This window comes from Streptomyces sp. NPDC046915 (assembly GCF_040644935.1).
Classification (GTDB): domain Bacteria; phylum Actinomycetota; class Actinomycetes; order Streptomycetales; family Streptomycetaceae; genus Streptomyces.
Window position 1 is genome coordinate 298,306 of record NZ_JBEYXB010000006.1, and the last position, 24,605, is coordinate 322,910.

Annotated in this window: 19 protein-coding genes and 1 pseudogene; 16 read left to right on the plus strand and 4 right to left on the minus strand. The window is 71.6% G+C overall.

Annotation, left to right across the window (positions count from 1 at the left end; genetic code table 11):
- Position 1: 1 nt before the first annotated feature.
- The gene (locus tag ABZ915_RS18155) at positions 2-1,258 is read right to left on the minus strand and encodes an MFS transporter (RefSeq protein ID WP_361803365.1); all 1,257 of its coding nucleotides are present in this window, start codon (positions 1,256-1,258) and stop codon (positions 2-4) included.
- Positions 1,259-2,222: 964 nt separating this feature from the next.
- Between ABZ915_RS18155 and ABZ915_RS18160 the strand changes: the two genes are divergently transcribed.
- Positions 2,223-4,388: an elongation factor G gene (locus tag ABZ915_RS18160; RefSeq protein WP_361803368.1), complete on the plus strand. Its 2,166-nt coding sequence runs from the start codon at positions 2,223-2,225 to the stop codon at positions 4,386-4,388.
- A 140-nt stretch (positions 4,389-4,528) separates the two neighbouring features.
- Here the strand turns inward: ABZ915_RS18160 and ABZ915_RS18165 are convergent, their stop codons facing one another.
- The gene (locus ABZ915_RS18165) at positions 4,529-6,346 is read right to left on the minus strand and encodes a coagulation factor 5/8 type domain-containing protein (protein WP_361803371.1); all 1,818 of its coding nucleotides are present in this window, start codon (positions 6,344-6,346) and stop codon (positions 4,529-4,531) included.
- 210 nt (positions 6,347-6,556) lie between these two features.
- Here ABZ915_RS18165 and ABZ915_RS18170 point away from each other — a divergent pair, with 210 nt between their 5' ends.
- The 8 genes from ABZ915_RS18170 to ABZ915_RS18205 all read left to right on the plus strand — a co-directional run bounded on the left by ABZ915_RS18170 (position 6,557) and on the right by ABZ915_RS18205 (position 15,556).
- Positions 6,557-7,873, plus strand: a complete 1,317-nt coding sequence (locus tag ABZ915_RS18170; protein ID WP_361803374.1) for a sugar ABC transporter substrate-binding protein — start codon at positions 6,557-6,559, stop codon at positions 7,871-7,873.
- Between the two features lie 5 nt (positions 7,874-7,878).
- Positions 7,879-8,871 carry a sugar ABC transporter permease gene (locus ABZ915_RS18175; protein WP_361803377.1) on the plus strand — a complete coding sequence of 331 codons (993 nt, stop codon included), beginning with the start codon at positions 7,879-7,881 and terminating at the stop codon, positions 8,869-8,871.
- A gap of 7 nt (positions 8,872-8,878) precedes the next feature.
- Positions 8,879-9,718, plus strand: coding sequence for a carbohydrate ABC transporter permease (locus tag ABZ915_RS18180; protein ID WP_361803865.1), 840 nt, complete (start codon positions 8,879-8,881; stop codon positions 9,716-9,718).
- A gap of 29 nt (positions 9,719-9,747) precedes the next feature.
- Positions 9,748-11,112, plus strand: coding sequence for a GH1 family beta-glucosidase (locus tag ABZ915_RS18185; RefSeq protein WP_361803380.1), 1,365 nt, complete (start codon positions 9,748-9,750; stop codon positions 11,110-11,112).
- 160 nt (positions 11,113-11,272) lie between these two features.
- Entirely contained in the window at positions 11,273-13,165 is a 1,893-nt protein-coding gene (locus tag ABZ915_RS18190; protein ID WP_361803383.1) for a discoidin domain-containing protein, read from the plus strand.
- Positions 13,166-13,771: 606 nt separating this feature from the next.
- Complete coding sequence (locus ABZ915_RS18195; RefSeq protein ID WP_361803386.1) at positions 13,772-14,074, plus strand: hypothetical protein; 303 nt, start codon at positions 13,772-13,774, stop codon at positions 14,072-14,074.
- A gap of 68 nt (positions 14,075-14,142) precedes the next feature.
- On the plus strand, positions 14,143-14,754 hold the full coding sequence (locus ABZ915_RS18200) for a hypothetical protein (protein WP_361803389.1): 612 nt from the start codon (positions 14,143-14,145) through the stop codon (positions 14,752-14,754).
- A gap of 40 nt (positions 14,755-14,794) precedes the next feature.
- Positions 14,795-15,556 carry a YcnI family protein gene (locus ABZ915_RS18205; protein WP_361803392.1) on the plus strand — a complete coding sequence of 254 codons (762 nt, stop codon included), beginning with the start codon at positions 14,795-14,797 and terminating at the stop codon, positions 15,554-15,556.
- Positions 15,557-15,677: 121 nt separating this feature from the next.
- Here the strand turns inward: ABZ915_RS18205 and ABZ915_RS18210 are convergent, their stop codons facing one another.
- The gene (locus tag ABZ915_RS18210) at positions 15,678-16,478 is read right to left on the minus strand and encodes a CDP-alcohol phosphatidyltransferase family protein (RefSeq protein WP_361803395.1); all 801 of its coding nucleotides are present in this window, start codon (positions 16,476-16,478) and stop codon (positions 15,678-15,680) included.
- 121 nt (positions 16,479-16,599) lie between these two features.
- On the opposite strand from ABZ915_RS18210, the gene ABZ915_RS18215 reads away from it, so the two are divergent.
- The 5 genes and pseudogenes from ABZ915_RS18215 to ABZ915_RS18235 all read left to right on the plus strand — a co-directional run.
- On the plus strand, positions 16,600-17,580 hold the full coding sequence (locus tag ABZ915_RS18215) for a zinc-binding alcohol dehydrogenase (RefSeq protein WP_361803398.1): 981 nt from the start codon (positions 16,600-16,602) through the stop codon (positions 17,578-17,580).
- A 163-nt stretch (positions 17,581-17,743) separates the two neighbouring features.
- Positions 17,744-18,142, plus strand: coding sequence for a 6-carboxytetrahydropterin synthase (locus ABZ915_RS18220; protein ID WP_361803401.1), 399 nt, complete (start codon positions 17,744-17,746; stop codon positions 18,140-18,142).
- On the plus strand, positions 18,139-19,338 hold the full coding sequence (locus ABZ915_RS18225) for a glycosyltransferase family 4 protein (RefSeq protein WP_361803404.1): 1,200 nt from the start codon (positions 18,139-18,141) through the stop codon (positions 19,336-19,338). Before ABZ915_RS18220 ends, ABZ915_RS18225 begins: the two co-directional genes overlap by 4 nt.
- A gap of 155 nt (positions 19,339-19,493) precedes the next feature.
- Positions 19,494-20,465, plus strand: coding sequence for a class I SAM-dependent methyltransferase (locus tag ABZ915_RS18230; RefSeq protein ID WP_361803868.1), 972 nt, complete (start codon positions 19,494-19,496; stop codon positions 20,463-20,465).
- A 290-nt stretch (positions 20,466-20,755) separates the two neighbouring features.
- Positions 20,756-21,691: pseudogene (locus ABZ915_RS18235) on the plus strand (lysylphosphatidylglycerol synthase transmembrane domain-containing protein); the annotation flags it as partial.
- 104 nt (positions 21,692-21,795) lie between these two features.
- Here the strand turns inward: ABZ915_RS18235 and ABZ915_RS18240 are convergent.
- Positions 21,796-22,584, minus strand: coding sequence for a creatininase family protein (locus ABZ915_RS18240; RefSeq protein WP_361803407.1), 789 nt, complete (start codon positions 22,582-22,584; stop codon positions 21,796-21,798).
- A 39-nt stretch (positions 22,585-22,623) separates the two neighbouring features.
- On the opposite strand from ABZ915_RS18240, the gene ribA reads away from it, so the two are divergent.
- On the plus strand, positions 22,624-23,283 hold the full coding sequence (ribA, locus tag ABZ915_RS18245) for a GTP cyclohydrolase II (RefSeq protein ID WP_361803410.1): 660 nt from the start codon (positions 22,624-22,626) through the stop codon (positions 23,281-23,283).
- Positions 23,284-23,442: 159 nt separating this feature from the next.
- Complete coding sequence (locus ABZ915_RS18250; protein WP_361803871.1) at positions 23,443-24,582, plus strand: FAD-binding oxidoreductase; 1,140 nt, start codon at positions 23,443-23,445, stop codon at positions 24,580-24,582.
- Positions 24,583-24,605: the final 23 nt, after the last annotated feature.

Here is a 24,605-nt window from a genome sequence, read left to right on the forward strand (position 1 = left end):
CTCAGCCCGAGACCTCGCCGATCCCGGCAGGGGATTCCCCGAGGAACGACTGCCCCCGGCGGCCGAGGCCGATCAGCGCCCACAGGGAGAAGGCCAGCGGGACGGCGCCGGAGACGATCACCTGGCCGCGGCTGGAGACAAGGGCGTTAGGGGTGCCCAGGACGAAGCCCAGGCCGATGCAGATCCGCGACAGTGCCTGGTAGCAGGCCCACGCGCTGCCGTGTACCGCTGCCGGCACCTGACTGTGTACGGCATTTCGTAGACCGACATTGCATACACCATTGCCGAACCCGCCCAGCAGGAACAGTGGGAAGATCGCGACGGCCATCGGCAGCAGCCCGGCGGACAGCAGCGCGACGGAGATGCCGAGCACTCCGCCCAGGATGAGCGCGGTGTGCCGCGCCGACCAGCCCGCGCGGCCCGCCAGCAGCGCACCGGGAACGCTGCCCAGCGCCCAGGTGGCCAGGAAGAACCCGAAGAGGGTTTCGTTGCCGTCGGCCACGTCCCGCAGATAGAAGACGCCGGCGACCCCCTCGACGCTGGTGGCCAGCATCGCCGCGGCGAGCGTGGGCAGCAGCATGCCCACCACCGGGGCCTCGCGCAGGGCGTGGTAGCCGTCCGAGAGCTTTGAGGAGGGCCGGCGTCCGATCGCCACGTCCGTACGGCGCGGGACGGCCACCGCCGTGCCCCCGGCGAGTACGAGGAACGACACGGCGTCGGCGCCGAGCAGGAACGCGGTGCCCCGCGCGGAGTGCAGGAAACCGGCCAGCGGCGGTCCGATCAGCCCGGCCGTCGACAGCCCCGCGGTGAGCAGGCTGTTGGCTCGTCCGGTGTGCTCGCCGCCCGCGACCACCGGCAGCATCTTGAAGCCGGCCGTCACCGACGCCACGCCGGCCAGCCCGGACAGGGCGATCAGCCCCACCCGCAGATGGAAGCCGTCCACCGCGGCGGCGGCACCGAAGGACAGCGCCTGGACGGCCAGCGCAGACAGGCACACCGACCGGGCGCTGAGCCGGTCCACCAGTGCCCCGACGAGGGGAGCGGCCAGGACGGTGGGGATCAGCTCGGCGAGGAAGACCTCGGTGACCCCCCAGCGGATGCCGTGGTCCGCCGCGTCCAGCACCATACCGAGGGAGGCGAGGGAGTCGCCCACACGTGAGAAGAGCGTTCCCGCGATCAGTACCAGAGCGGGGGCCGGGATCATCAGGCCGCGGCGCAGTGTGGCGAACCTCGTCTTCCGCGTTTTGTGCGTGTCCAATCGAGTCCAATCCATCTGCTTGCCGTGATCATTTCAAGGCTGCTGCGGAACAGATTAGGTCTGCGCCAGATGGTGGAGGGCGTCCACCGGCCACCCCCGGACACCGCCCGGACGGGGGAGAAGGAGCCCCGGCCCGGACGCCGGTGTCCCGGCTTCTCGGCCATGTCCGGTACGGGGCGGACGTGGGCACTCGGCGTTCCGGTACCGCGGAATTCCGGGCTTCGACGGCCGCCACGGCCGCCCGTTCGCGGGCCGCCGTGGCGCAACTGCCGTGTGCCGGGGGTGTGGTCACCGCCGTTGCGGCCGGGCGGCCGGTTCTCCGGTCACTGTCCACCGGTGTTCTGTCAGCGACATGCGACCATCGCTTTTCGGACAGGCACGGGTGCGGAGGGGCCCGCTCCGTACACAGCCCCCGGGTCGCCGGTCCCGCGCGGCAACGCGTGGTCGCCGCACCGAAGTTGGCCGATGTCTGTCGGACGAATGTCCGGAAAATGTCGGACCGGTGGAACGAATTCCCGGAAGAGCACGGAGGAACGGTGCCGAACGGGAATCTCCGTGTTTTCTCCGCCTGTTCGGGAGCTTCGGCAATACCGGGCGACGAAAAAAACTCCGTGCTCCGAGGCGGCCGTCCTCCCTACACTCACGATGCGTCGCGCGCCGCCACCACAGGACGGCGCGCCGTTCGTGACCAGCCGACGAGTGAGGGGAGCCGCGCCGTGTGTGACCACGCCGCCGTCGCCGTTCCCCGTTCCCGGTACGAGGTGATCCTCGTGTCCTCGTCGGCCCGGTGCCCGCAGCGCGGCCGGCACCGGAACCCCGCGGCACACCGCTGACGTATTCCGCATTCGCATGCCACATCCGTCGCTTCGGTGTCCACCGGCGACCCCCTGTCGAGGGTCGATCGGCTTTTGTCTGCCCGGGAATCGCGCCGCCCATTCCGCATCCACGCGAAAGGCATCGGGCCATGCGCACCGCACCCCGTCCGCACTCCACTACTCCGTCCGCCGCCGTCCGGAATCTGGGCATCCTCGCCCACGTCGACGCCGGCAAGACCACCGTCACCGAACGGATCCTGTATGCGACCGGCATCACGCACCGGCGCGGTGAGGTCCACGACGGCACGACCGTCACCGACTTCGACCCTCAGGAACGCGACCGCGGCATCACCATCTTCGCCGCCGCGGTGAGCTGCGCCTGGGACGGCCACCGCATCAACCTGATCGACACGCCGGGCCATGTCGACTTCGCCGACGAGGTCGAGCGCTCGCTGCGCGTGCTCGACGGCGCGGTCGCGGTGTTCGACGCCGTCGCGGGGGTCGAGCCGCAGAGCGAGTCCGTGTGGCGGCAGGCCGACCGGCACGGCGTACCGCGCATCGCGTTCGTCAACAAGATGGACCGGGCGGGCGCCGACCTCGACGCCGCCGTGGCGTCGATCCGGGAACGTCTGCACCCGGCCCCGCTCGTCGTGCAGTTGCCGATCGGTGCGGAGGACGCGTTCACCGGGGTGGTCGACCTGGTGCGCATGCGTGCGCTGGTCTGGGCCGACGGCAGTGACACGGTCGAGGAGGGGCCGGTGCCCGAGGCGCTGCGGGAGGAGGCGTGGCGACGGCGCCGGGCGTTGGAGGAGGCCGTGGCCGAACTGCATCCGGCGGCGATGGAGGAATTCTGTATGCAGCCGACCGTCGACGTGTCGGCGGTATCCGTGTCGGTTGTATCCACTGCGCCGCCGATCGTATACACGCCCCCGCCGACCGTATCCACGCCCACCCTCATCACCGCCCTGCGCGACCTGACCAGCACCGGAGACGGCCTGGTCGTGCTCTGCGGCTCGGCCTACCGCAACCGCGGCACCGAGCCGCTCCTCGACGCGGTGGTGGCCTATCTGCCGTCCCCGCTCGACGTCCCACCCGTACGCGGGACGCACGACGGCGCCGAGCAGCTCCGCCCCGCCGACGCGGGGGCGCCGTTCGCCGCGCTGGCGTTCAAGGTGAACGCGACCGCCACCGGCCGGCTGACGTATGTCCGTGTCTACTCGGGCACGATCGAGAAGGGAGGCACCGTGTGGGATCCGGGCACGCGGCGTACCGAGCGGGTCGCGCGGATCCTGCGGGTGACGGCCGACCGGCACGCCCAGTTGGACCGGGCGGTCGCGGGCGACATCGTCGCCGTGGTGGGGCTGAAGTCCGCCCGGGCCGGTTCCACCTTGTGCGATCCGGCCGCTCCGCTCGTCCTGGAGCCGCCGTCGGTCGCCGACCCGGTGGTGTCGGTGGCGGTCGAGGCCCGTCGCGGCTGCGACACCGGCCGGCTGGCGTCGGCGCTGGCGCGGCTGGCCGAGGAGGACCCGTCGCTGGTGGTGCGGACGGATCCCGAGACCGGTCAGACGGTGCTGTCGGGCATGGGTGAACTGCACCTGGAGGTCGCGGTGGAGAAGATCCGCCGCGACTCAGGGCCGGACGTCGCCGTCGGCCGTCCGAGGGTGACGTATCGGGAGACCGTGGTCCGCGGGGTGGCGCAGTTGGTGTTCCGGCACGTCAAACAGGACGGCGGGGCAGGGCAGTTCGCCCATGTCGTCCTGGACGTCGAGCCGCTCGCGGCCGAACCCGGGGGCACCGGCTTCGCGTTCCGGTCGGCCGTGGTCGGCGGCCGGGTGCCGCAGGAGTACGTGCGTGCGGTGGAGGCCGGCTGCCGGGACGCCCTGACCGAGGGGCCGCTCGGCGGTCACCCGGTGACCGGGCTCCGGGTGACGCTGACCGACGGGTCGACGCATGTGAAGGACTCCTCGGATACGGCGTTCCGCACGGCGGGCCGGCTCGGGCTGCGCGCGGCACTGCGGGCGTGCGTGATGGCGCTGCTGGAGCCGGTCGCCGAGGTCACGGTCACGGTGCCCGAGGCCGCCGTCGGCGGTGTGCTCGGTGACCTGGCGGCGCGGCGCGGCCGGGTCACGGGCTCCGAGTCGCGCGGCACGGTGACGGTGCTCACCGCCACCGTGCCGCTGGCCGAACTGTTCGGCTACGCGACCCGGTTGCGCAGCCGGACACAGGGCCGGGGCACCTTCACGGCCCGGCCCACCGGTTACGCACCGGCCCCGGCGGCGACCGAGGCCGCGACTGCGGCGGCTCCGGCACGGTAGCCCGACGGCCCTCGCCCTGCCGGCCCGTGTCGGCGCGTCGCGTCACGTCCCCCGAAAGGCGTGACGCGACCCGCCCCGGGCCACCGTCGCTGCCCGCCGGGTCCGCCACCGCGACCCGCCGGGTCCGTCATCGCGGCCCGTCAGGGGTACGACACCACCGTGGACGGCGTCGTCGACGTGCCCTGCGTCGGCGACCCGGTGTCGTTGATCACGTGCTCGTACTGGCCGTTGCCGCCGAGGGAGACGACGAGCAGGTCGTGGAAGCGCACGCCCGGCCGGTTCGGGGCGGCGAAGCCGCTGTGCTGCACGATGGCCGGGTTGACGTTGTAGTAGCAGTAGCTGCCCAGGCCCCAGCCCTCGTGCGTGGTGACGGCGTCGCCGACCTTGTAGGCGGCGTAGCCCTTCACGGAGCCGTTCTGGATGGCTGCCTGGTTCGGGGCGTCGTACGCCTTCTCGTTCTGGAAGAAGATCGTGCGGCCCCGTTGGCCGATCCACTGGACGTCGTACTTGTTGAAGTGCTCGACGAACAGGCCCGTGCACAGTACGTCGTCGCCGTTCACGACGACGCCGTAGTCGGCGCGGTTGGTCTCCCAGCCGACGCCGGTGCCGTGGTCGGCGCGCCAGACCCAGGTGTGGTCGACGATGGTGTGGCGGCTGTTGATCACCATGCTGGTGGTGGCCCGGCCGGCGCCCGCGCCGCCGATGCGGACGAACACGTCCTGGACGGTGGTCGGGTTGGCGGAGTGGTCCCGGCCGGCGCCGCGGGGGCCGACTTCCAGCAGGGTGGCGGAGTTGACCGGTCCGGCGTCGACGAGGAGTCCCGCGAGGCGTACGCCGTCGACGTCGGCCGTCTTCAGGGCGGTGACGCCGTTGTCGGGGACCAGGGTCGCGTAACCGAGGCCCAGGACGACGGTGTTGGCGCGGTTCACCTGGATCGGCTGGTCGAGGTGGTAGATCCCCGGTGTCAGCAGCAGGTGAAGTCCTTGCGTGAGGGCCTGGTTGAGGGTCGCGGCGGTGACGCCGGGCTTGGCGACGTAGAACTGCGACAGCGGCAGGGACGTTCCTCGAGGGGTGCCGTTGCCCCAGGTCACCCCGCGGGCGTTGGTGCGCTTCTCGGGCAGGAAGACGCGGAACTCGCTGCCGCTGACGTACAGGAACGGCTTCTCCCGGGAGACCGGGGTGGTGGCGAGGGTGGTGTACGGCGGGTTCGGGAAGCTCTGGGCGGGTGCGCCCTCGACGCCCGAGAACACCATGTTCCAGACGCCGTTGAGCCAGCTGCCGATCGCACTGTCGCGGGTGTACCACTGCTGCTGCGAGTACGGCCCGACCTGGCCGTCGATGCGGCTGTCCGCGATGTAGCCGCCGCTCGCCCACCCGTAGCCGGTGGGTGAGAGGTTGAGGCCGCCGCGTACGTGCATGCGCCGGAAGGGCGCCGCCTGCGCGACCGCCCACCGGTTGGTGCCGTTCGCCGGGACCAGGGCGAGGTTCTCCGCCGAACGCCAGAAGTTCTGCGTCGCGTTGCCGTTGAACCAGCCCGCGTCGACCGTGACGTCGCCGTTGATGGTGGTGTCGTCGGGGGAGAGGCCGAGGCCGGCGATGGAGGTGTAGAAGCCGAGTTGGGCGTTGAGGCCCTGGTAGGTGCCGGGCTTGAACAGCAGGGCGTACCGGCCGGTGCCGAACTGGGCCGACTCCTGCTGCCGGAACACCTCGTCCAGCCGTGCCTGGATGTTCGGCGTCGACGGGTCGAACACGAGGACGTTCGGGCCGAGGTCGCCGCCGCCGGGCAGCAGACGCGGCCTCTTGCCGGCCGGGGTCTTCTCCGCGGGGGTCTTCCCGGCCGGGCTCTTCCCGGCGGACGGGGCGGCGGACGCGGGGGCGGCCAGGCCGAGCGCGGCGGCGGGTGCCGCGGCGGCCGCGGCGGCCAGGACGGCTCTGCGTCCGATGGCGGGCAGGGGCATGGGCGGCTCTCCTGTTCAGGAAGTGAACGGGGTGGGGTTTGGGAGCGCTCTCTTGCCGGTGAATGCTTCAACTACCCGAACGGGTGCGTCAAGAGGCAGGGCCGGAGTTCCACAACGGTTGCCGCACCCCTTGACGAGCGCATCTCCGGGGGTTTAACTCACGTCCTAAATTAAGCCATGATTGCAATCCCTGAAGGGACACCCGGAGCCATGCGCAGAATCCGAGTCGCGGCCGTAGGGGCCGTCACCCTGTCTCTCGCCCTGGCCGCCACGGCCTGCGGAGGTGGTTCGTCGACGGGCGGCGGGTCCAACGACTCGCCGAAGACGCTGACGTACTGGGCGTCCAACCAGGGCGCCAGCATCGCGGTGGACAAGAAGGTCCTCCAGCCCGAACTCGACAAGTTCGAGAAGCAGACCGGGATCAAGGTGAAGCTGGAGGTCGTTCCCTGGTCCGACCTGCTCAACCGGATCCTCACCGCGACCACCTCCGGTCAGGGCCCCGACGTCCTGAACATCGGCAACACCTGGAGCGCCTCCCTGCAGGCCACCGGCGCGCTGCTGCCCTGGGACGCGAAGAACTTCGGCAGGATCGGCGGCAAGGACCGCTTCGTCGACTCGGCGCTCGGCTCGACCGGCGCCGCCGGCAAGGACCCGGCCGCGGTGCCGCTGTACTCGATGGCGTACGCGCTCTACTACAACAAGAAGATCTTCGCCGACGCCGGCATAGCCAAGCCCCCCGCGACCTGGGCCGAACTCGCCGCCGACGGCAGGAAGATCAACGCGAAGGGCAAGTCGGCCCTCGGCGCCGAGGGCGCGAACGTCTCGGAGAACATCCACCACGTCTTCGTCTTCGCCAAGCAGCACGGCGCCGACTTCTTCACCGCCGACGGCAAGCCCGACTTCACCAATGACGGTGTGGTCGCCGCGGTCCAGCAGTACGTCGGCCTCATGGCGAAGGACAAGGCCATCCCCACCAGCGACGCCGAGTACGCGCAGAACCAGTCCGTGAGCGACTTCGCCAAGGGCAAGCTGGCGATGCTGCTGTGGCAGTCCGCGTCCTCCAACCTCAAGTCGCAGGGCATGAGCGAGGACCAGTACGGCATCGCGCCGGTGCCGGTCCAGTCCGGCACCCCCGGCGCCGGCGCCCAGGTCAACTCGATGGTCGCGGGCATCAACCTGGCGGTCTTCAAGAACACCCACAACCTCGACGGCGCCACGAAGTTCGTGAAGTTCATGACCGGTGACGCCGAGCAGAAGATCCTCAACACGGCCTACAGCACCATCCCGCCGGTCAAGTCCGCCCAGTCCGACACCGCGTTCACCACCCCGTCCAACGCCGTCCTGAAGGACACCCTGGCCAAGAGCGCCGTCGCGCTGCCCCAGGTCGCGGACGAGTCGCAGTTCGAGACGGCGGTCGGTACGGCCGTGAAGGAACTGTTCGCCGACGCGGCCGCGGGACGCGCGGTCACCGCCGGTTCGGTGAAGGCCCAACTCGCCAAGGCCCAGCAGCAGATGCCCGCGAAGTGAGCACGATGACCACCACCGCCCTGAAGGAGACGGTGCACGGGGACGACCCACCCGGTGCGGCGGCACGCGAACCCCGCCGCCGCGCCGGGCGGATCCGCCGCATCGGACTGCCGTACCTGCTGCTCCTGCCCGCCCTGCTCCTCGAACTCCTCGTCCACCTGGTGCCGATGGTCATCGGCATCGTGATGAGCTTCAAGGAGCTGACGCAGTTCTACATCCGCGACTGGGGCACCGCCCCCTGGTCCGGCTTCGGCAACTACCGCGTCTCGGTGGACTTCGACGCCCCCGTCGGCGAGGCACTGCTGCACTCGTTCTTCGTCACCGTCGGCTTCACCCTGCTGTCGGTGGCGCTGTGCTGGCTGATCGGCACGGCCGCCGCGATCTTCATGCAGGACACCTTCCGCGGCCGCGGCCTGCTGCGCGCCCTGTTCCTGGTGCCGTACGCGCTGCCCGTCTACGCGGCCGTCATCACCTGGGTGTTCATGTTCCAGCACGACAACGGCCTGGTGAACCACGTCCTGCACGACCAGCTGCACCTCACCGGCAAGCCGTCCTTCTGGCTGATCGGCGACAACAGCTTCTACGCCCTGCTGATCGTGCACGTGTGGAAGGGCTGGCCGTTCGCCTTCCTCATCGTCATGGCGGGACTCCAGAACATCCCACGCGAGCTGTACGAGGCCGCCGCACTGGACGGCGCCGGGATGTGGCAGCAGATCCGCCGCATCACCCTGCCGTCGCTGCGCCCGGTCAACCAGGTGCTGGTCCTCGTCCTGTTCCTGTGGACGTTCAACGACTTCAACACGCCGTACGTCCTGTTCGGCAAGGCCGCACCCGAGGCCGCGGACCTCATCTCGGTGCACATCTACCAAGCCTCCTTCGTCACCTGGAACTTCGGCACCGGCTCGGCGATGTCCGTGCTGCTGCTGTTGTTCCTGCTGGTCGTGACGGGTGTGTATCTGCTGCTCACCTCGCGAGGACGGAAGGCCGCCGATGTCTGACTCGCCCATGGCGCCGCCCCGTTCGTTCCTGTGGTCCCGGCGGATCTTCCTCACCCTGCTCACCGGCTTCGTGCTGATCCCCGTGTACGTGATGGTCTCCAGTTCGCTGAAGCCCCTCGCGGACGTCACGGGCAAGTTCCGCTGGTTGCCCAGCGGCCTGACCGTCCGCCCGTACATCGACATCTGGTCGACGGTCCCGCTCGCCAGGTATTTCGTGAACTCGCTGATCGTGGCGGGCGCGGCGACGGTCTGCTCGGTGGTCGTCGCGGTGTTCGCCGCCTACGCCGTCAGCCGCTACCAGTTCCGGGGCAAGCGCGTCTTCACGGTCACCGTGCTCTCGACGCAGATGTTCCCCGGCATCCTCTTCCTGCTCCCTCTCTTCCTGCTCTACGTCAACATCGGCAACGCCACCGGCATCGCCCTGTTCGGCTCGCGCGGCGGGCTGATCCTCACGTATCTCACCTTCTCCCTGCCGTTCTCGATCTGGATGCTGATCGGGTACTTCGACTCGGTGCCGCGCGACCTGGACGAGGCGGCGCTGGTGGACGGCTGCGGACCGCTCGGCGCGCTGCTGAGGATCGTCGTGCCGGCCGCGATCCCGGGCATCGTCGCGGTCGCCGTCTACGCGTTCATGACCGCCTGGGGAGAGGTGCTCTTCGCGTCGGTGATGACCAACGACACCACGCGAACCCTGGCCGTCGGCCTCCAGGGCTATTCCACGCTCAACAACGTCTACTGGAACCAGATCATGGCTGCCTCGCTCGTCGTCAGCGTGCCCGTGGTCGCGGGCTTCCTGCTGCTTCAGCGCTATCTCGTCGCCGGACTGACGGCGGGCGCCGTCAAGTGACCAACACCCCGTATTCCGAAGGGACTTCCGTGTCCGTACGCATCGACCTCGCCGCACTCCCGCACGACTTCCTGTGGGGCACGGCCACAGCGGCGTACCAGATCGAGGGAGCCGTCACCGAGGACGGCCGGGCGCCCTCGATCTGGGACACCTTCTCCCACACCCCCGGGAAGATCGCGAACGACGACAACGGCGACGTCGCCTGCGACCACTACCACCGCTGGCGCGAGGACATCGGCCTGATGCGGCAACTCGGCACCAACGCCTACCGGTTGTCCGTGGCCTGGCCGCGCGTCCGGCCCGGCGGCGACGGTCCTGTGAACGCCAAGGGCCTGGCCTTCTACGACGAGTTGGTGGACACGCTGCTGGAGGCGGGCATCACCCCGTCCGTCACCCTCTACCACTGGGACCTGCCGCAGGTCCTCCAGGACCGCGGCGGCTGGCCGGAGCGGAAGACCGCCGCCCTGTTCGCCGAGTACGCCTCGGTCGTCGCCGCCCGCCTCGGCGACCGCGTCAAGCACTGGGCCACGCTCAACGAACCGTCGTGCTCCGCGTGGATCGGCCACCTCGAGGGCACGATGGCCCCCGGCCTGACCGACCTGACCGCCGCCGTACGCGCCTCGTACCACCTGCTCCTCGGCCACGGCCTCGCCGCGCAGGCGATCCGCGTCGCCGTCCCCGACGCGCGGATCGGCATCGTCAACAACCTCTCCACCGTGCACCCCGCCACCGACCGCCCCGAGGACGTCGCGGCCGCCCGCCGCCACGACGGGCACGTCAACCGCTGGTGGCTGGACCCGGTGCACGGCCGCGGCTTCCCGGCCGACATGGTCGAGACGTACGGCGTCGAACTCCCCGAGAAGCCCGGTGACTTGGAGACCATCGCCGCCCCGCTGGACTGGCTGGGCCTGAACTACTACTTCCCGGCGTACATCGCCGACGACCCCGACGGCCCCGCCCCGCGCGCCCGCTCCGTACGCCGCCCGGACGTCCCGCGCACCGGCATGGACTGGGAGATCGACGCGAGCGGCATCGAGACACTGCTGCTGCGCCTCACCGACGAGTACGGCGCACGGAAGATCTACGTCACCGAGAACGGCTCGTCCTTCCCCGACGTGGTGCGTCCCGACGGCACCGTCGACGACCCCGAGCGCCAGGACTACCTGGAGCGGCACCTGGCCGCCTGCGCCTCCGCGGCCCGCAAGGGCGCCCCGCTCGCCGGCTACTTCGCGTGGTCGCTGCTGGACAACTTCGAGTGGGCGTACGGCTACGACAAGCGCTTCGGCCTCGTCCACGTCGACTACCGCACCCAGGTGCGCACCATCAAGGGCTCCGGCCACCGGTACGCGGACATCGTCCGCGTCCACCGAGGCCAGGCACGCCGGGCCGCCTGAGTCCGGCCTGGACGGCCGGTGGGTGCGGGTGCGGGAGCCCGCGCCCACCGGTCCGCACACATGCAAGGGGCCTTCGTACACACGCAAAGGGCACCGCACCGCGCCAGAACTGTCATGCACGCGTCAGTACGCCCAGTACTTGTCCTCCGAGGAGAGCCGCATGCCATCCCGAATCCCGCGCACCCTGCTCGCCGCCCTGTCCGCCACGGCCCTGCTGGCCTCCGGCCCACTCCTGGCCGCCCCCGCCTCAGCCGCCCCCGCCGCCCCTGCCTCCGCGGCCGCCGTCAGCTGGGACACCGACCGCGCGGCCGCCGCCTACGCCGCGAACCCGGCCGCCGTCACCGCCTCCGGCAGCGAGAACGCCGGCACCGCCCCCGGCCTCGCCTTCGACGGCAACGGCTCCACCCGCTGGTCCAGCGACTTCGCCGACGACGCCTGGATCCGCGTCGACCTGGGCACCATGATCCGCGTCGACCACGTCACCCTGGACTGGGAGGCCGCCTACGGCAAGCGCTACGTCCTGGAGGTCTCGAAGAACGGCACGGACTGGACCCCCTTCTACACGGAGACCTCCGGCACGGGCGGCTCGGTCACGGCCCACACCTACCCGCAGGAGGCCACCGGCCGCTACGTCCGCCTGCGCGGCCTGGAGAGGGCCACGCCGTACGGCTACTCCCTGTGGAGCTTCAAGGTCTACGGCGGCGAACCGGCCCCCGCGTCGACGACCCGCACCAACCTGGCCCTGAACCACCCGGCGTACTCGAACTTCTACCAGGACGCGGGCCACTCACCGGCGTCCCTGACGGACGGCGGCTGGCCGGCCGACCTGAAGGGCGACACGAGCCGCTGGTCGAGCGACTGGAACACGGACCGGTGGGTGTCGGTCGATCTCGGCATACAGTCGATGATCGACACGGTGGACCTGTACTGGGAGTCGGCGTACGCGGTCGACTACCTCGTCCAGGTCTCCGACGACAACCGCACCTGGCGCACCGTCTACGAACCCTCGGCCGCCGACATCGCCGCCCGCCGGGCGAACGTCAAGTCCCCCTCCGACGCCGCCGGCCTGCACGACACGGTCAAGCTGCCCACCCCCGCGACGGGCCGCTACGTCCGCATGCTCGGCAAGGAACGCCGCTCCTTCTACAACCCGGCCCCCACCACCGCCCAGTTCGGCTACTCCCTCTACGAGTTCCAGGTCTGGGGTACCGGCGGCACCGCCTCCGCCGCCTACCCGTCCCTCCCCGCCGACCAGAGCGGCACCTACCGCACCACGTTCTTCGACGACTTCACCGGCGCGAGCCTCGACCGCTCCAAGTGGCGGGTCGTACGCACCGGCACGGAGATGGGCCCGGTCAACGGCGAGTCCCAGGCCTACGTCGACTCCCCGGACAACATCAGCACGCAGAACGGCAGCCTGATCCTGAAGGCGAAATTCTGCAAGGGCTGCACCCGTGCGGGCGGCGGCACCTACGACTTCACCTCCGGCCGCATCGACACCAACACCCACTTCGACTTCACGTACGGCAAGGTCAGCGCCCGCATGAAGCTCCCCGTCGGCGACGGCTTCTGGCCCGCCTTCTGGCTGCTGGGCAGCAACGTCGACGACCCCTCAGTCTCCTGGCCGGCCTCCGGCGAGACCGACATCATGGAGAACATCGGCTACCCCGACTGGACCAGCTCGGCCCTGCACGGCCCCGGCTACTCCGCCGACGGCAACATAGGCGCCCGCCAGACCTACCCCAGCGGCGGCACCGCCGACCAGTGGCACACCTACGCCGTCGAATGGACCCCGACGGCGATGCGCTTCTATGTCGACGACCGCCTGGTCCAGGAGACGACCCGCAACGTGCTGGAGTCCACGCGGGGCCAGTGGGTCTACGACCACAACCAGTACGTCATCCTCAACCTCGCCCTGGGCGGCGCCTACCCGGCCGGCTGGAACAAGGTCACCACCCCCTACTGGGGGCTGCCGCAGTCCAGCGTGGACCGGATCGCCGGCGGGGGAGTGCGGGCGGAGGTGGACTGGGTGCGGGTGGAGCAGAAGGGCTGACACGGACGGCAGGCGCTCGCCGCAACCGTTGCCCTTGGCGTGGGCTCCCTGCCGGCCCCGGCCCCGGCCGCCATGGCGGCCACTCCGACCAGCACCATCGGCAAGGCGTACGTGCACCACGGCTCCCACCCCTGAAGCGGCTGAGTCTGCGGCAGTGGGACAGCGGCCTGGCACCTGTCCCACTGCGCGCTGCCGGTCGTCGCGCCTTCTGGGGAAACGTACTCGGCCCCGACGACGGCCGACGTCAGAGGGCTGGACTTCGACTCGGTGGTCGTCCCCGACACCCACACGGACACTTCAAGCACAGGACCGGTGGCGGTCACGCCTTCGAGTGAGCTTCGCCGAGACCGGGGATGCGCGCAGGGCGCGGTCCGTTTGGATCGATGACGCGGAATCGCCGGACCGACCTGACCCAATGGGGGAGCGCATGAGCTTTTCCTTTCACCGCAATCCCGACGGCACCACAACGGGCCGCAACCTGATCACCGACTTCACCGTGACGGACGCCGATGCGGAAGAGGTGACGCGGCGCTTGTACGAGGACGCGGGATGGGAGTACACACCTCCGCCGCCCCCTTACCGCCCGGGCATCACCGGTTCGCCCTCGTGGACGAGGCGTTCGGCACCAGCGGCTTCGACGACGCTCGCTGTGCGAGGCTGCGGGCGCATCCTCCCGAAGGGTGTGTCCCTGTGGACTGGGGGAGCTTCGCCCTGAAGTGCGAGCGGCCCGGCACCACGCTTCTCGACGCGGTGACGGACACCGTCGCCGAGGTCCGTAGGGAGCACGGGGTGGATCTGGACAGTCTCGGCATCGAGAAACCCGAGGAGTGGTTCGGTGAGGGAAAGGATGGATTCAAGGGGGAGGCGGTAGCTCACTTGCGGGTGATCCGACGCCGGTCCGCAGGGTGACCTGAAGCGGCGACTGAACAGGGCATCGGCGTCCCACGTATCTCCCGGGCGTGGGAGGATCCCTCACCATGAGTGCGTCCCCGGCCGTACGGAGTCTGCGTGCCGCGGTGTTCGCCGCGGTGTGTGTGCTGCTGGCCGCCGCCGGACACCGTCTCGCCATGGGTGACATGCCGCCGGTGCGGGTCGACGCCGCCGGTTTCCTCGGCGTGTTCGCGCTCGGGTGGCTGCTCGGCGGGCGGGAGCGTTCCCTGCTCGGCATCGGCTCGGCCATGCTCGCCACCCAGGCGGGCCTGCACTTCGCCTTCGACGCGGCGCACCGTGCCGTCCCCCTGTCCGTGCACGCCATGGGCATGACCGCCATGCCCGCTCACGTCATGGCGGGAATGACCCATCCGCACCCCGTTCACGCGGTGACCGCGCACGCCACGGCCGCCCACATCCTCGCCGCCCTGGTCGCCTCCTGGTGGCTCAGGCGCGGCGAGGCCGCCCTCTTCTCGCTGCTGCGCCGGGCGGCCGCCCTGATGCCGGGCCTCGCCGCCTGGTGGCGGGACGCACCCCTGCCCGCCCCTCCCGACGGCCGCCTGCGCGCCCCGGCCGACCCGGAAGCGCCCCGCCTGCTCCCGCTGCGGCACGCCGTGAGCCGTCGCGGGCCACCGGCCCGGATCCCGTACCCGATCTGACCCCCTACACCCTTCAGTACGTACGGAGATCCACTCACCCATGTCCATCAACATGTCCAGCAGCGTCTCCAGGAGCGCGCGCCGCGCCGGTCTCGTCACCGTGCTCGCCGCCGCCGGTGTCCTCGCCGCCGCGGGCGCCGCCTCCGCGCATGTCACCGTCCACCCCGAGAGCTACGCCAAGGGCGCCACGGACGGCGTGCTCACCTTCCGCGTGCCCAACGAGGAGGACAGCGCCGCCACCACCAAGGTGCAGGTCTTCCTGCCCACCGACCACCCCGTCCTCGGAGTACTGGTCTCCCCGCGGGACGGCTGGACCGCCAAGGTGACCACCACCAAGCTCAAGACCCCGGTGAAGACCGACGACGGCACCATCACCGAGGCCGCCTCCGAGATCACCTTCACCGGCGGCAAGATCACCGCCGGGCACTTCGAGGACTTCGACGTCGCCTTCGGGCAACTGCCCGGCGACACCGACCAGCTGACCTTCAAGACCCTCCAGACGTACTCCGACGGCAAGACGACCCGCTGGATCGAGCAGTCCGAGGAGGGCGCGGACGAGCCGGAGAACCCGGCGCCCGTGCTGAAGCTCACCGCCAAGGGCGCGGCCGACGACGACAGTTCCTCGGCGAGCGGCAAGACCGGCTCCTCGGACACCAAGAGTTCCGCCGGCACCAAGCAGGCCGCCGCCTCCGGCAGCGACTCGACGGCGCGCGGCCTCGGCATCGCGGGCCTGATCGTCGGCGTGCTCGGCCTCGCGGCGGCGGCCTTCGCCCTCGTACGCGGCCGGTCGGCACGTTCGTAGCGCCGGGCACGGCGTGTCGCTCGTAGCGCCGCGCACGACGTACGGCTCGTAGCGCCGCACATGCGAAGGGCCCTGGACCAGTCGATGGTCCGGGGCCCTTTCGCATGCCTGGCGCTACGGTTCACCGCAGTGCGGGCTCCAGCAGCTGCTCCTCCACGGATGCCTGCTCGTCCGCGGGCGCCTGCTCCTCCACAGGCGTCACCGGGCTCGTCCGGGACGTCCGGTACAGCCAGTGCACATCACGTCCGAACGACCACAGCAGCGACCCCAGCGCCAGCAGCGCGATCCCCAGGTTGGCGGCGTGCGGCAGCAGTTCCGCGCCGGCCACCAGCAGGCATATGCCCTGCATCGCGGCGACCGTCTTGCGGGCGAAGGACGGCGGCAGCGGCGCGTTCAGCCAGGGCAGGACACGGGCTGCGGCGACGAACGCATACCGCATACCGCCGATCAGCAGCACCCACGGGCCGAGCTGCATGGCCACGTACACGCTCAGCACCAGGATCAGGAACGCGTCGACCTCCATGTCGAAGCGGGCGCCCAGCGCCGTCGAGGTGCCCGTACGGCGGGCCACCTTGCCGTCCACGCCGTCCAGGATCAGGGCGACGGCGGTCAGGCCGACCAGCAGCGTGACCGGCGGGGAACTCTCGAAGGAGTCCGCGACCAGCGCGGTCACCCCGCCGACCAGGGTGGCCCGGCCGAGGGTGACGCGGTTGGCCGGCCCGAAGGAGCGCAGCCGGGAGCGGTGCAGTGCCCGGGAGAGCACCGCCCAGGTGGCGATCGCGAACACCAGGCCCGTCAGCCAGCCGGCCGGGCCCATTCCGATGGCCGAGCCCAGCAGGGCCAGCAGCAGGATCTGGACGCCCGCTCCCACAGCGGTCTCCTGCTGGACCAGCCTTGCGTCGTACGTGTTGTTCAGGGCCACCGCACATCCTCCGGCCGAGTGACAGAGTCGATCAACGCCGCGTACTGTGCGCGGCCTGTGCACATCTCCCTGTGCACAACTCGGTACGTGGACAAGTTCCCGATCGTTCAGGAGGATGCCGATGAACCACTCGGCCCGCGCGTTCTGGCTCGCCTCGCCGGGGCACGGAGAGATCCGCCAGGAGGCGCTCGCGGCACCGGCCGAGGGCGAGGTGCTGGTCCGCGCGCTGTACTCCGGGGTGAGCCGGGGCACGGAGACGCTCGTCTTCCGCGGCGAGGTGCCTCAGAGCCAGTACGCCGCCATGCGGGCGCCGTTCCAGGAGGGCGAGTTCCCCGGCCCGGTGAAGTACGGCTACCTCAGCGTCGGCGTCGTCGAGGAGGGGCCGGGCGAGCTGGTCGGCCGCACGGTCTTCTGCCTGTATCCGCACCAGACCCGTTACGTCGTCCCGGTGAGCGCCGTGACCGTGGTGCCCGACCACGTGCCCGCGCAGCGGGCCGTCCTCGCCGGGACCGTCGAGACGGCCGTGAACGCCCTGTGGGACGCGGCCCCGCTGGTCGGCGACCGGATCGCCGTCGTCGGCGGCGGCATGGTCGGCTGCTCGGTCGCCGCCCTGCTGGCCCGCTTCCCGGGCGTACGGCTGCAACTCGTCGACGCCGACCCCGCGCGCGCGAAGACAGCGGAAGCCCTCGGTGCCGGCTTCGCCTCGCCCGCGGACGCCCTGGGCGACTGCGACCTGGTCGTGCACGCCAGCGCCACCGAAGCGGGCCTGACCCGGTCACTGGAACTCCTCGCCCCCGAGGGCACCGTCGTCGAACTGAGCTGGTACGGCGACCGGCGGATCAGCCTCCCGCTCGGCGAGGCCTTCCACTCCCGGCGGCTCACCGTGCGCAGCAGCCAGGTCGGCACCGTCTCCCCGGCCCGCCCCGGCCGCACCTACGCCGACCGGCTCGCCCTCGCCCTCGACCTGCTCGCCGACCCCGCCCTGGACGCGCTCATCACCGGTGAGTCCGCGTTCGAGGAGCTCCCCGACGTGCTGCCCGGGCTCGCCTCCGGGGAGATCCCGGCACTGTGCCACCGGGTGCGGTACGCCGAGGACGACTGACGGGTTGTTCGCTCCCGGACCACCGGCGGCCCGGCAAGAGCGCCTGACCTGAGAAAAGAGTGAGGAACGGCTGAACAAGGGGAAGCGAAGAGCCGTACTACACGGCATCCCCCGGCAGGGAACCGCTGGGGAGCCAGACGCGCCGCACCTGGAGGGTCGTCCGTTGTTCAGCATCACCGTCCGCGATCACATCATGATCGCCCACAGCTTCCACGGCGAGGTGTTCGGGCCCGCCCAGCGGCTGCACGGCGCCACCTTCCTGGTGGACGCCACCTTCCGGCGCGAGCAGCTGGACGACGACAACATCGTCGTCGACATCGGCCTGGCCACCCAGGAACTGGGCGCCGTGGTGAGCGAGCTGAACTACCGCAACCTCGACAGCGAGCCCGACTTCGCCGGCGTCAACACCTCCACCGAGTTCCTCGCCAAGGTCATCGCCGACCGGCTCGCCGAACGCGTCCACAAGGGCGGCCTCGGCGAGGGCGCCAAGGGCCTGGCGGGCATCACGGTCACCCTGCACGAGTCGCACATCGCCTGGGCGAGTTACGAGCGTGCCCTGTGACCGACACGACCATCGACCGGGCGCCCTTCGACGGCACGTCACCCCTCGCCTACGTGCCCGTCCAGCGCGAGGTACTGAACAACGTCGGGATCATCCCCATGTCCCTGCGCACCGTCCACTTCGTCCTGCCGGGCGGCGTCGACGACCCGGCCAACCCCAGCGGCGGCAACGCCTACGACCGGCGGGTCTGCCTGGACCTGCCCGGCTTCGGCTGGCAGGCCACCAAGCACTCCGTGGACGGCGCCTGGCCCCGCCCCGGCGCCGCCGCCCGTGACACGCTCGCCCGCACCCTGCGGGAACTGCCCGACGGCGCCGTCGTCCTGCTGGACGGCCTGGTCGCCTGCGGCGTCCCCGAGATCGTCGTCCCCGAGGCCGAACGGCTGCGCCTGGCCGTCCTGGTGCATCTGCCGCTCGGCGACGAGACCGGCCTCGAGCCGTCCGTCGCCGCCGACCTCGACGCCCGGGAACGGGCGGTGCTGCGGGCGGTGCCCGCGGTGATCGCCACCAGCGACTGGGCGGTGCGCCGCCTCGTCTCCCACCACGGCCTCGCCCCCGAACGGGTGCACGTCGCCGCCCCCGGCGCCGACATCGCTCCCCTCGCCCCCGGCACCGACGGCGTCTCCCACCTGGTGTGCGTGGCCGCGGTCACCCCGCGCAAGGGCCAGCACCGGCTGGTGGAGGCACTCGCCGCGGTACGGGACCTGCCGTGGACCTGCACCTGCGTGGGCGGCCTGAACCAGGACCCCGAGTACGTCGCCCACCTGCGCGCCCTCATCGGCAGGCACGGCCTGAGCGACCGCCTGCACCTGGCCGGCCCGCGCTCCGGCGCCGACCTCGACGCCAGCTACGCCACCGCCGACCTGATGGTCCTCACCTCCTACGCCGAGACCTACGGCATGGCGGTCACCGAGGCCCTCGCACGCGGCATCCCGGTACTGGCCACCGACGTCGGCGGGCTGCCCGAGGCGGTCGGCCGCGCCCCCGACGGCGGCGTGCCCGGCATCCTCGTACCGCCGGAGGACCCCGCCGCCCTCGCCGCCGAACTGCGCGGCTGGTTCGGCGAGGCCGATGTGCGCCGCCGCCTGAAGGCCGCCGCCCGCGGCCGCCGCGCGGCACTCGGCGGCTGGGCGGCCACCGCCCGCAGCCTGGCCGGAGTCCTGCTGCGACTCCCCGACGAACCCCGGAGGGCGGCATGAGCCGGACCACCACGACGACCGACGGCATCCCGGCCCAGCCCGGCCCCACGGACGTATCGGACGTGGCAGCGAGGGACGCGGCAGCGAAGGACGGGGAAGCGAAGGACGCGGCAGCGAAGACAGCGACGGACAGTGCGACCGACAGGGCTACGGACATGACGGAACCCGCACCGCGGCACGACATCGCCGGCGAGCCCGGACCGTCCGGCGTGATCGCCGGCGCGGGCCCCGTCGCCCGCCCCGGCGAGCGGGCCACCGTACGACTGAGGGACGCCGGGTCGGAGTCGGAGGAGGAACCGCCCCGGTACGCCCCCGAGTGGCTCCAGTTGCGCGAAGGGGCCGACGGGACCGCACGCGCGCTCGACCTGCTCGACCCGCTGCGCATCCGGCTGGCCAACCTGCCGGGCCGGTGCGGAAGCCTGGTCGTGCACGACCTCGGCTGCGGCACCGGCTCGATGGGCCGCTGGCTCGCCCCCCGTCTGGACGGCGCCCAGCACTGGGTCCTGCACGACCGCGACCCCTACCTGCTGCACTTCGCCGCCGTCGCCTCCCCCCGGGCGGCCGCCGACGGCAGCCGCGTCACCGTGGAGACCCGGCGCGCCGACGTCGCCCGCCTCACCCCGGACGCCCTGTCCGGCGCCTCCCTGGTGACCGCCTCCGCACTGCTCGACGTCCTCACCCGCGAGGAGATCGAGGCCCTCGCCGAGGCCTGCGTCGGCGCCGGCTGCCCGGCACTGCTGACCCTGTCCGTCGCCGGACGCGTCGAACTCGGCCCGTCCGACCCGCTGGACACCGAGATCGCCGAGGCGTTCAACGCCCACCAGCGGCGCGGCGGCCTGCTCGGCCCCGAGGCGGTCACCGTGGCCTGCGAGGCCTTCGGAGAGCGCGGCGCGACCGTACGGGTCAACCCCAGCCCCTGGCGACTGGGACCCGACGACGCCGAACTGACCGCCCAGTGGCTGCGCGGCTGGGTCGGCGCGGCCGTCGAGCAGCGCCCCGAACTGGGCGAACGCGCCGAACGCTACCTCCAGGAGCGCCTCGCCGCCTGCGCCGCCGGCAAGCTGCGGGTCACCGTCCACCACAGCGACCTGCTGGCACTGCCCCGGCCGACGGGCGGCGCCGCGTGAGCGCGGGGGCCCCGCAGACGGGGAGCGCCGCGGCCACGCGTCCGGCGAGCGCGCGGACGACGCTCGCGGCCAGCGCCCGCACCACACGGCCGGGCGCCGCCAGGTCCGCGCGAGCCGGCGCCGCCAGGTCCGCGCAGGCGTACGGTGCCACGAAGCCGCGGACGGGCCGTGCGGCCACCCACGCGCGCGTGCAGCCCACGACGACCGCACGCTCCCGGACCGCACGCACCCGCGTGCGCAGGTCCGCGGGAACCGGTGCTGTGCCGCAGGCGGTTGCGACGACCGTGCGGATGGCTGACACCGCGGCACCGTCCCCCCACACGCCGGACCCCGTCCCGGTGCCCCCGCAACCCGACGGCCCGCAGGCGCCTTCCGGCCCCCGCTCCGGCCTGCGTTCCTTCCTCGCACGCCTCAACACCCCCGCCGTACGCACCCACTTCGGCACCGTCGCCGGTGTCGTCATCCTCGCCGTCCTGCTGTGGCGGCTGGGCACGGGCGTGTTCCTCGACGGGCTGCGGCGGATCGACGGCGGGACGCTGCTCGTGGCGCTGGGCGTCGGCGTCGTCACCACGGTGTTCAGCGCCTGGCGCTGGCAGCTGGTGGCCCGCGGCCTCGGGATCCGGCTGCCCCTGGGGGCGGCCGTCGCCGACTACTACCGGGCGCTGTTCCTGAACGCGGCCCTGCCCGGCGGCGTCCTCGGCGACGTGCACCGGGCGGTGCGCCACGGCCAGAGCGCCGGCGACATGGGGCGCGGCGTCCGGGCGGTCGTGCTGGAGCGCGTCGCGGGCCAGGTGGCGCTGGCCGTGATCGGCGGGGCGGCACTGCTGACGCTGCCCTCGCCGGTGCGCAACGACGCCCGCAGCTTCGCCCTGCCGGCCGTCTTCGCCGCGCTGGGCGCGCTCGCCGTCGTCCTCGCGGTCCGCATGAACCGCGCCCCCTCCCGCCGCGGCACCCGCAGCACGAGCCTCGACGAAGCCCGCCGCGCGCTGCTGTCGCGCCGCAACGGTCCGGGCGTCGCGCTCTCCTCCGTCGTCGTCCTGGCCGGACACCTCGCGATGTTCGTCGTCGCGGCCAGGGTCGCCGGATCCGGCGCCTCCGTGCCGGTACTGCTGCCGCTCGCGGTGCTCGCCCTGATCGCCATGGGCCTGCCGCTGAACGTCGGCGGCTTCGGCCCCCGGGAGGGCGCCACCGCCTGGGCGTTCGGCGCCGCCGGCCTCGGCGCGAGCAGCGGACTGGCCGTCGCCGTGGTGTACGGCGTGCTCAGCTTCGTCGCCGCCCTGCCCGGCGCGCTCGTCCTCGTCGCCCGCTGGTACACCGGACTGCGCGGCCGCTACGCGCGCCCGCTGCCGGAACCGCCCTCCGGCGAGGTCAGCAACTCCAGGTACGCGCCGAAGGATTCGGCCAGGCTCGCCAGCAGTTCCTTCCCCTTTTCCGCCGAACCCAGGGAAGGACGGCCGATGACACCCGATTCGGTATAGGCGGACATTCCCACGGTGAGCAGATGACGGCGGTCGTCCGCGGTGAAATCGGCGGACTCGTAACCAGGACGGACATATTCGGGATGAGCGTGCAGCAGAATGGACGTCTCGATTTCTCCCGCGTGCATGTCGGTGAGCAGCGAGGTGAGCACCCCGGACCGCTCCCGGGCCTCCTCCCAGTCCTCCGCGGCCGGGAACAGCGCCATCCGCTCCCCGCGCGCGGAAGCCTCCTGAACCACGTTGCCCAGCACGTAGTTGCCGCCGTGCCCGTTGACCACGACGAGCGCGTCGACGCCCGAACGGCGCAGCGACGCCGCGATGTCCCGTACCACCGCATGCAGGGTCACGGAGGAGATGCTGACGGTCCCTGGCCAGGCCGCGTGCTCGTGCGAGCAGGCGACCGTCACCGGAGGAAGGAGGTGCACCGGGTGCGCCGCGGCGATCTCCCGGGCGATGGCACAGGCGACCAGGGTGTCGGTCGCCAACGGAAGGTAGGGGCCGTGCTGCTCGAAACTGCCGACGGGAAGGACGGCCACCTGTGCTGAGACGCCCGCCGCCCGCGTCCGTACGTCTTCCGTGGTGTCCGCCGGCAGCAGGCCCCATGTACCGTACGTCGCCCCACCCGCGCCCGAACCACTCATTTCTTCACGGCCTTTCGTCTCTGCTTTAGGAATCAGATCATGACAGATAACATCGGCGTACTCGGTAAGAAGGCACCGCAGCGTACGGGTGTGGAACGCGTCGTCAATGCGCCACTGCCCACGGTGTACGGGAAATTCCAGGCGGTCGGATACCTGGACCACGATCGCGGTGACGAGCAAGTGGCCCTGGTCCACGGCGAGATCGGTTCCGAGGGCGTGCTCGTCCGGCTGCACTCGGAGTGCCTGACCGGCGACGCGTTCGGCTCGCAGCACTGCGAGTGCGGCGACCAGCTGGACTCCGCGCTGCGCGCGGTCGCCGCCGAAGGCAGTGGCATCGTCGTCTACTTGAGAGGGCACGAAGGCCGTGGCATCGGCCTCCTCGCGAAGCTGCGCGCGATGGCCCTTCAGGCCGAGGGCCTGGACACCGTGGAGGCGAACCTCGCCCTCGGACTGCCCGTCGACGCCCGCGACTACGGCGTCGCCGCCGGGATGCTCCACGACCTCGGCGTGAACTCGGTCCGCCTGATGTCCAACAACCCGCGCAAGCGGGAGGCGTTGGTACGGCACGGCATAGAGGTCGCCGAGACGGTGCCGCTGCTGATTCCGCCGTGCGAGAGCAACATCACCTATCTGCGGACGAAGCGGGAGCGGCTCGACCACCACCTGCCCCATCTGGACGCCGTCGCCCACCTGTCCTGAACCGTCCGTCCCGCACCACGTTTCCTGCACCATCTGTCCTGCACCACCTGTCCTGCATACGAGCCCGGAGAACCGGACAGGAAGAAGAGGCCATGACCGAAGGCGTCCTCTTCCTCTCCGGGCCCCGGACGCCGACTGCCACGGAGGCGCCAAGTGACCATGCAGGCCGGGGTCGTCATCGTCGGCGGCGGGGTGATCGGCACCAGCATCGCCTGGCATCTGGCCAGGACCGGCGTCCGTGACGTCGTGCTCGTCGAACGCGACGAGCCGGCCGCCGGGTCCACCTCGGCGGCAGCCGGCGGGGTGCGGGCGCAGTTCTCCGACGAGCTCAACATCCAGCTGGGCGCCCGCAGTCTGGAGGCCTTCGCCCGGTTCGAGCAGGACACGGGACACGACATCGGGCTGCACCGGGTCGGCTACCTCTTCCTGCTGTCGACGCCCGAGGACGTGACCTCCTTCGAGGCGGGCGTGCGGCTGCAGAACTCCCTCGGTGTGCCCAGCCGCATCATCGCCCCCGAGGAAGCCCGGCGCCTGTCACCGCTGATCAGCACCGACGGCCTGCTGGCCGCCGCCTGGTCCCCGGACGACGGCCACTGCACACCCGAAGCGGTCGTCCACGGCTACGTCTCGGCCGCCCGCGCCCACGGCGCCCGGATCCTGCGGCACACCGAGGTCACCGGCATCGAACGGCACGGCGACACGATCACGGCGGTGACCACGAGCCTGGGCCGCATCGCCACCGGCACGGTGATCTGCGCGGCCGGCGCCTGGTCACGGGCGGTCGGCGCGATGGCCGGCGTGGACCTGCCGGTACAACCGCTGCGCCGCCAGATCGCCGTCACGGAAGCCGTACCCGGCCTGCCGCCCACGCTGCCGATGACGATCGACTTCACCACCAGCCTGTACTTCCACGCCGAGGGCCCCGGCCTGCTGGTCGGCATGTCCGACCCCGACGAGACACCCGGCTTCGCCACCGACACCCACGACCGCTGGATCCCCCGCCTCACCGAGGCCATGGAACGGCGCGCCCCCGCCCTGCTGGACCTGCGCCGCACCGGCGGCTGGGCGGGGCTGTACGAGAACACGCCCGACCACAACGCCCTGATCGGCGAGGCGTCTTCGGTGTCCCGATTCTTGTATGCGACCGGCTTCTCCGGTCACGGCTTCTTGCAGGCACCCGCCGTCGGCGAGGTGATCCGCGACCTGTACCTGGGCCGCGCACCCTTCCTGGACGTCCGTCCCCTGAGCGCCGGCCGGTTCGCGGCCGACACCCCGCGCCCGGAGGCCAACCTGGTATGACCGAGCTTCACCTGTGGCTGTGC

Bases quoted from the DNA above. Each gene is read 5' to 3' on its own strand.
- ABZ915_RS18180 (WP_361803865.1), top strand. From the start codon at position 8,879: ATGGCGCCGCCCCGTTCGTTCCTGTGGTCCCGGCGGATCTTCCTCACC.
- ABZ915_RS18190 (WP_361803383.1), top strand. From the start codon at position 11,273: ATGCCATCCCGAATCCCGCGCACCCTGCTCGCCGCCCTGTCCGCCACG.
- ABZ915_RS18175 (WP_361803377.1), top strand. From the start codon at position 7,879: ATGACCACCACCGCCCTGAAGGAGACGGTGCACGGGGACGACCCACCC.
- ABZ915_RS18160 (WP_361803368.1), top strand. From the start codon at position 2,223: ATGCGCACCGCACCCCGTCCGCACTCCACTACTCCGTCCGCCGCCGTC.
- ABZ915_RS18230 (WP_361803868.1), top strand. From the start codon at position 19,494: ATGACGGAACCCGCACCGCGGCACGACATCGCCGGCGAGCCCGGACCG.
- ribA (WP_361803410.1), top strand. From the start codon at position 22,624: ATGACAGATAACATCGGCGTACTCGGTAAGAAGGCACCGCAGCGTACG.
- ABZ915_RS18165 (WP_361803371.1), bottom strand. From the start codon at position 6,346: ATGCCCCTGCCCGCCATCGGACGCAGAGCCGTCCTGGCCGCCGCGGCC.
- ABZ915_RS18200 (WP_361803389.1), top strand. From the start codon at position 14,143: ATGAGTGCGTCCCCGGCCGTACGGAGTCTGCGTGCCGCGGTGTTCGCC.
- ABZ915_RS18215 (WP_361803398.1), top strand. From the start codon at position 16,600: ATGAACCACTCGGCCCGCGCGTTCTGGCTCGCCTCGCCGGGGCACGGA.
- ABZ915_RS18205 (WP_361803392.1), top strand. From the start codon at position 14,795: ATGTCCATCAACATGTCCAGCAGCGTCTCCAGGAGCGCGCGCCGCGCC.
- ABZ915_RS18170 (WP_361803374.1), top strand. From the start codon at position 6,557: ATGCGCAGAATCCGAGTCGCGGCCGTAGGGGCCGTCACCCTGTCTCTC.
- ABZ915_RS18240 (WP_361803407.1), bottom strand. From the start codon at position 22,584: ATGAGTGGTTCGGGCGCGGGTGGGGCGACGTACGGTACATGGGGCCTG.
- ABZ915_RS18250 (WP_361803871.1), top strand. From the start codon at position 23,443: ATGCAGGCCGGGGTCGTCATCGTCGGCGGCGGGGTGATCGGCACCAGC.